This is a genomic window from Streptomyces ossamyceticus, assembly GCF_001418475.1.
Classification (GTDB): Bacteria; Actinomycetota; Actinomycetes; order Streptomycetales; family Streptomycetaceae; genus Streptomyces; species Streptomyces ossamyceticus.
Genome location: NZ_LIQX01000854.1, coordinates 1 through 4055 on the forward strand (window position 1 = coordinate 1; position 4055 = coordinate 4055).

Sequence of the window (4055 nt, forward strand, 5' to 3'; positions counted from 1 at the left end):
GTGGGGGCTGGTCGCGCCCACTCGGCGGAGCCGCACATGTCACCGCCCCGCGCCCTGAAAAGCGACCGGGGCTGCGCCCCGTGCTTTTCATGAAGGGCGGGCCGCAGGCCCGAACCCTTCAGGGGAGCGGGGAACTGCGCGAGCAACCACACACCACCCGCACCCGGCGACGTGCACAGGCCCCTCCCCCGGTCAGCCGAAGAAGACGCCGACCTCCTCGTACAGCGCGGGATCCACCGTCTTCAGCTTGGCCGTCGCGTCGGCGATCGGGACGCGGACGATGTCCGTGCCGCGCAGCGCGACCATTTTGCCGAAGTCCCCGTCACGGACCGCGTCGATCGCGTGCAGCCCGAACCGCGTGGCGAGCCAGCGATCGAACGCGCTGGGCGTGCCCCCGCGCTGGACATGGCCGAGGACGGTCGTCCGGGCCTCCTTGCCCGTGCGCCTCTCGATCTCCTTGGCCAGCCATTCGCCGACCCCGGACAGCCGGACGTGCCCGAACGAGTCCAGGGACTCGTCCTTCAGGACCATCTGGCCGTCCTTCGGCATCGCGCCCTCCGCCACGACCACGATCGGCGCGTACGAGGCCTTGAAGCGGGACGTCACCCAGGCGCACACCTTGTCGACGTCGAAGCGCTGTTCGGGGATGAGGATGACGTTGGCGCCGCCGGCCAGGCCGGAGTGGATGGCGATCCAGCCGGCGTGGCGGCCCATCACCTCCACCACCAGGACCCGCATGTGGGACTCGGCCGTGGTGTGCAGCCGGTCGATCGCCTCGGTCGCGATGCCCACGGCCGTGTCGAAGCCGAAGGTGTAGTCCGTGGCCGACAGGTCGTTGTCGATCGTCTTCGGGACGCCCACGCAGGGCACGCCGTACTCGTCCGACAGGCGGGCGGCCACGCCCAGCGTGTCCTCGCCGCCGATGGCGACGAGCGCCTCGACCTCCTGCTTGGCGAGGTTGTCCTTGATGCGGCGGATGCCGCTCTCCTCCTTGAGCGGGTTGGTGCGCGAGGAGCCGAGGATCGTGCCGCCGCGCGGCAGGATGCCGCGCACGGCGGGGATGTCGAGGCGGACGGTGTCGTTCTCGAGCGGACCCCGCCAGCCGTCCCGGAAGCCGACGAAGTCATAGCCGTACTCCTGCACGCCCTTGCGGACGATGCCCCGGATGACGGCGTTGAGCCCGGGGCAGTCGCCGCCTCCGGTCAGTACTCCGACCCGCATGGAAATGTCCCTTCACCGCGGTTGCCGTAAGCCTTCCGCAGCACCGTAATGGTGACGCAGGTCACTTCGACATGACCGGGTAAGGGCAATTCCGGTGAACTGTCGGGCGGTTGGTTTACTCCTCGGATTGGTCTATGGACGCATTTGTCGATCTACGCGGGCCGGGCCGGTCGGGTGGACGGCGGACTACTCGTCGTCGAGGCCGCGTTCGATGGCGTAGCGGACCAGTTCCACCCGGTTGTGGAGCTGGAGCTTGCCGAGGGTGTTCTGCACATGGTTCTGGACCGTGCGGTGCGAGATGACGAGGCGTTCGGCGATCTGCTTGTAGCTCAGGCCCTTGGCGACGAGGCGGAGCACCTCCGTCTCACGGTCGGTGAGCTGCGGCGCCTTCGGCTCGTCGGCGCCCGCGGCGGGCACCGGCTCGGAGGCGAGACGGCGGTACTCGCCGAGGACGAGGCCGGCGAGGCCGGGGGTGAAGACGGGGTCGCCGACGGCGGTGCGGCGTACGGCGTCGATCAGTTCCTCGGTCGAGGCGGACTTCAGCAGATAGCCGGTGGCGCCGGACTTCACCGCCTCCAGCACATCCGCGTGCTCGCCGCTCGCCGACAGCACGAGGACCCGCAGGGCGGGGTTGGCGCCGACCAGCTCCTTGCAGACCTGGACGCCGGGCTTGGCGGGCAGGTTGAGGTCCAGCACGAGGACGTCGGGCGCGGCGGCCTTGGCGCGACGGACCGCCTGCTCGCCGTCGCCCGCCGTGGCGACCACATCGAAGCCGGACTCGGTCAGGTCGCGGGCGACGGCGTCGCGCCACATGGGGTGGTCGTCGACCACCATGACCTTGATCGGGTCGCCCGGCCCCGGCCCGTCGACCCCCGACCGTTCCTGTCCGTCCAGCATGTTGTCCGTCACCGCTTCTCCGCCTTCCCCCGTGTGTCCTTCGGTGCTTCCGAGGCCCTGGGTACCTTCAGTTCGACTTCCGTGCCCTGTCCCGGCACGGAGATCAGCTCCGCCGTGCCGCCGATGTCGCGCAGCCGGCCCCGGATGGACAGGGCCACCCCGAGTCGTCCCTCGCCCTCGGCCTGGGCGAGCCGCCCCTCGGGGATGCCGGGCCCGTCGTCCCGTACCGTCACGATGACCTCGTCCGTCCAGTCCTCGACCAGGATCCAGGCCCGCGCCCGCTCACCGGCGTGCCGGCGGACGTTGTCCAGGGCGGCGCCGACGGCGGCGGCCAGTTCCCGTGCCGCGTGCGGGGCCAGCTCCACCGGGCCGCCCGGCTCGGACAGGGTGACCTGCGCCCCGGCGTAGGGGGCGAGCAGGGAGCGCAGGTCGAGCGGGCCGTCGCCGGACTCCGCCGTGTCCGGCTCGTCGACCACCCGGACGAGCGCTCCCTCGGCCGCGTCCTCCGAGATCCGGGAGACCGGTACGAGGCCGCCGGAGACCAGGGTGCGCAGCGCGACCTCCTGCTCGCCGGCCATGCGGCCCAGCTCCGCGGCCTCGCCGCCGAGGGCGGTGCCGCGCCGCTGCACCATGGCGAGGACCTGGAGCACGCTGTCGTGGATGTCGCGGGCGAGGCGCTCCCGTTCGCGGGTGGCGGCCTCGATCTCCAGGGCTCGGGCGAGGGTGCGCTCGGAGGCGCGGGCGACCTCGACGACGTAGCCGATGGCGATGGAGGCGACCCACACGAGCAGCACGTTGTGGACGGTGTCGCGGGTGGGGGCGCCACGGTGGACCAGGTTGGCGACGGCGATGAGGGTGGAGGCGAAGGCCGCCCACCGCCAGCCGCCCTTGATGGCGAAGGCCAGGACGGCGCCCGCGGTCCATATCGACGGCAGGGTGGGGCCGCCGGCCTCGATCCGCGCCGGGGAGTCGGCGAGCCGGGTGAGCAGGATGCCGACGACCGCGATGGTGAGGTCGGCGGCGAGGAACCGTTTGGTGCAGCTGGCCGCGTTGGCGACCTTGGGCAGGGTCGCCAGGGTCCAGCCGGCCAGCACCACGAAGTAGGCGATCGCCAGCCAGGGGCGCGGGAACTTGCCGTACGCGCTGATGAACAGGCCGACCGCGTAGATCATCGTCAGGACCCGGTAGCCGGTGAGCGCGCGCCACAGCGGCAGCTCGACCGACATCCTCATGACTCTCTCGCGCTTCGGCATGTGCCCGACCCCCACCCCACCCACGACGGACGCGGTGTCCGCACGCGACCGTACCGGGAACGCGACCGCCACGCAGTCGGCCGGTCCCGCTCCCCGTGGACCGCTGTCCCCCGTGGACTACTCGGCCTGCTCCTTGGCCGCCTGCTCCTTCTCGGCCTTGGCGAGGGCCGCCCTGGCGGCCTTGTCGGCATCCTTCTCCGCCTTGGCCGCGTCCGCGATCTGCCGCTTGGCGGCGGTCGCGTAGATGTCGACGTACTCCTGGCCCGAGAGCTTCATGATCTCGTACATGACCTCGTCGGTCAGCGCCCGCAGGACGAAGCGGTCGTGCTCCATGCCCTGGTAGCGGCTGAAGTCGAGGGGCTTGCCGATCCGGATGCCGGGCCGCATGACCTTCGGCAGGACCTTGCCGGGCGGCTGGATCTTCTCGGTGTCGATCATCGCGACGGGGATGACGGGCGCGCCGGTGGCGAGGGCCACGCGGGCGAGGCCGCCGGGCTTGCCGCGGTAGAGGCGGCCGTCGGGCGAGCGGGTGCCCTCGGGGTAGATGCCGAACAGTTCTCCCCGCTCCAGGACCTGGATACCGCTCCTGATGGCGGCCTCGCCCGCGCCGCGCGCGCCGGAGCGGTCCACGGGGAGCTGGCCGACGCCCTTGAAGAAGGCGGCCGTGAGCTTGCCCTTCACACC

Annotated in this window: 4 protein-coding genes; all 4 read right to left on the reverse strand. The window is 71.7% G+C overall.

The genetic code is table 11. The annotated features are described in order from the left end of the window. Window positions 1-192: 192 nt before the first annotated feature. The gene (locus tag AOK15_RS39710; protein WP_055523927.1) at window positions 193-1221 is read right to left on the reverse strand and encodes a 6-phosphofructokinase; all 1029 of its coding nucleotides are present in this window, start codon (window positions 1219-1221) and stop codon (window positions 193-195) included. Between the two features lie 186 nt (window positions 1222-1407). Beyond that, window positions 1408-2055 (reverse strand): response regulator, encoded by a 648-nt coding sequence (locus AOK15_RS39715; protein WP_055523929.1) that lies wholly within the window; start codon window positions 2053-2055, stop codon window positions 1408-1410. 71 nt (window positions 2056-2126) lie between these two features. Beyond that, a complete protein-coding gene (gene macS / locus AOK15_RS39720; RefSeq protein WP_205632310.1) occupies window positions 2127-3371 on the reverse strand; it encodes a MacS family sensor histidine kinase in 1245 nt (414 codons plus the stop codon). 117 nt (window positions 3372-3488) lie between these two features. Further along, window positions 3489-4055 (reverse strand): lysophospholipid acyltransferase family protein (locus AOK15_RS39725; protein WP_055523934.1); only part of this gene is annotated, 567 nt, incomplete at its 5' end.

Bases quoted from the DNA above. Each gene is read 5' to 3' on its own strand.
- macS (WP_205632310.1), bottom strand. From the start codon at position 3,371: ATGCCGAAGCGCGAGAGAGTCATGAGGATGTCGGTCGAGCTGCCGCTG.
- AOK15_RS39715 (WP_055523929.1), bottom strand. From the start codon at position 2,055: ATGGTGGTCGACGACCACCCCATGTGGCGCGACGCCGTCGCCCGCGAC.
- AOK15_RS39710 (WP_055523927.1), bottom strand. From the start codon at position 1,221: ATGCGGGTCGGAGTACTGACCGGAGGCGGCGACTGCCCCGGGCTCAAC.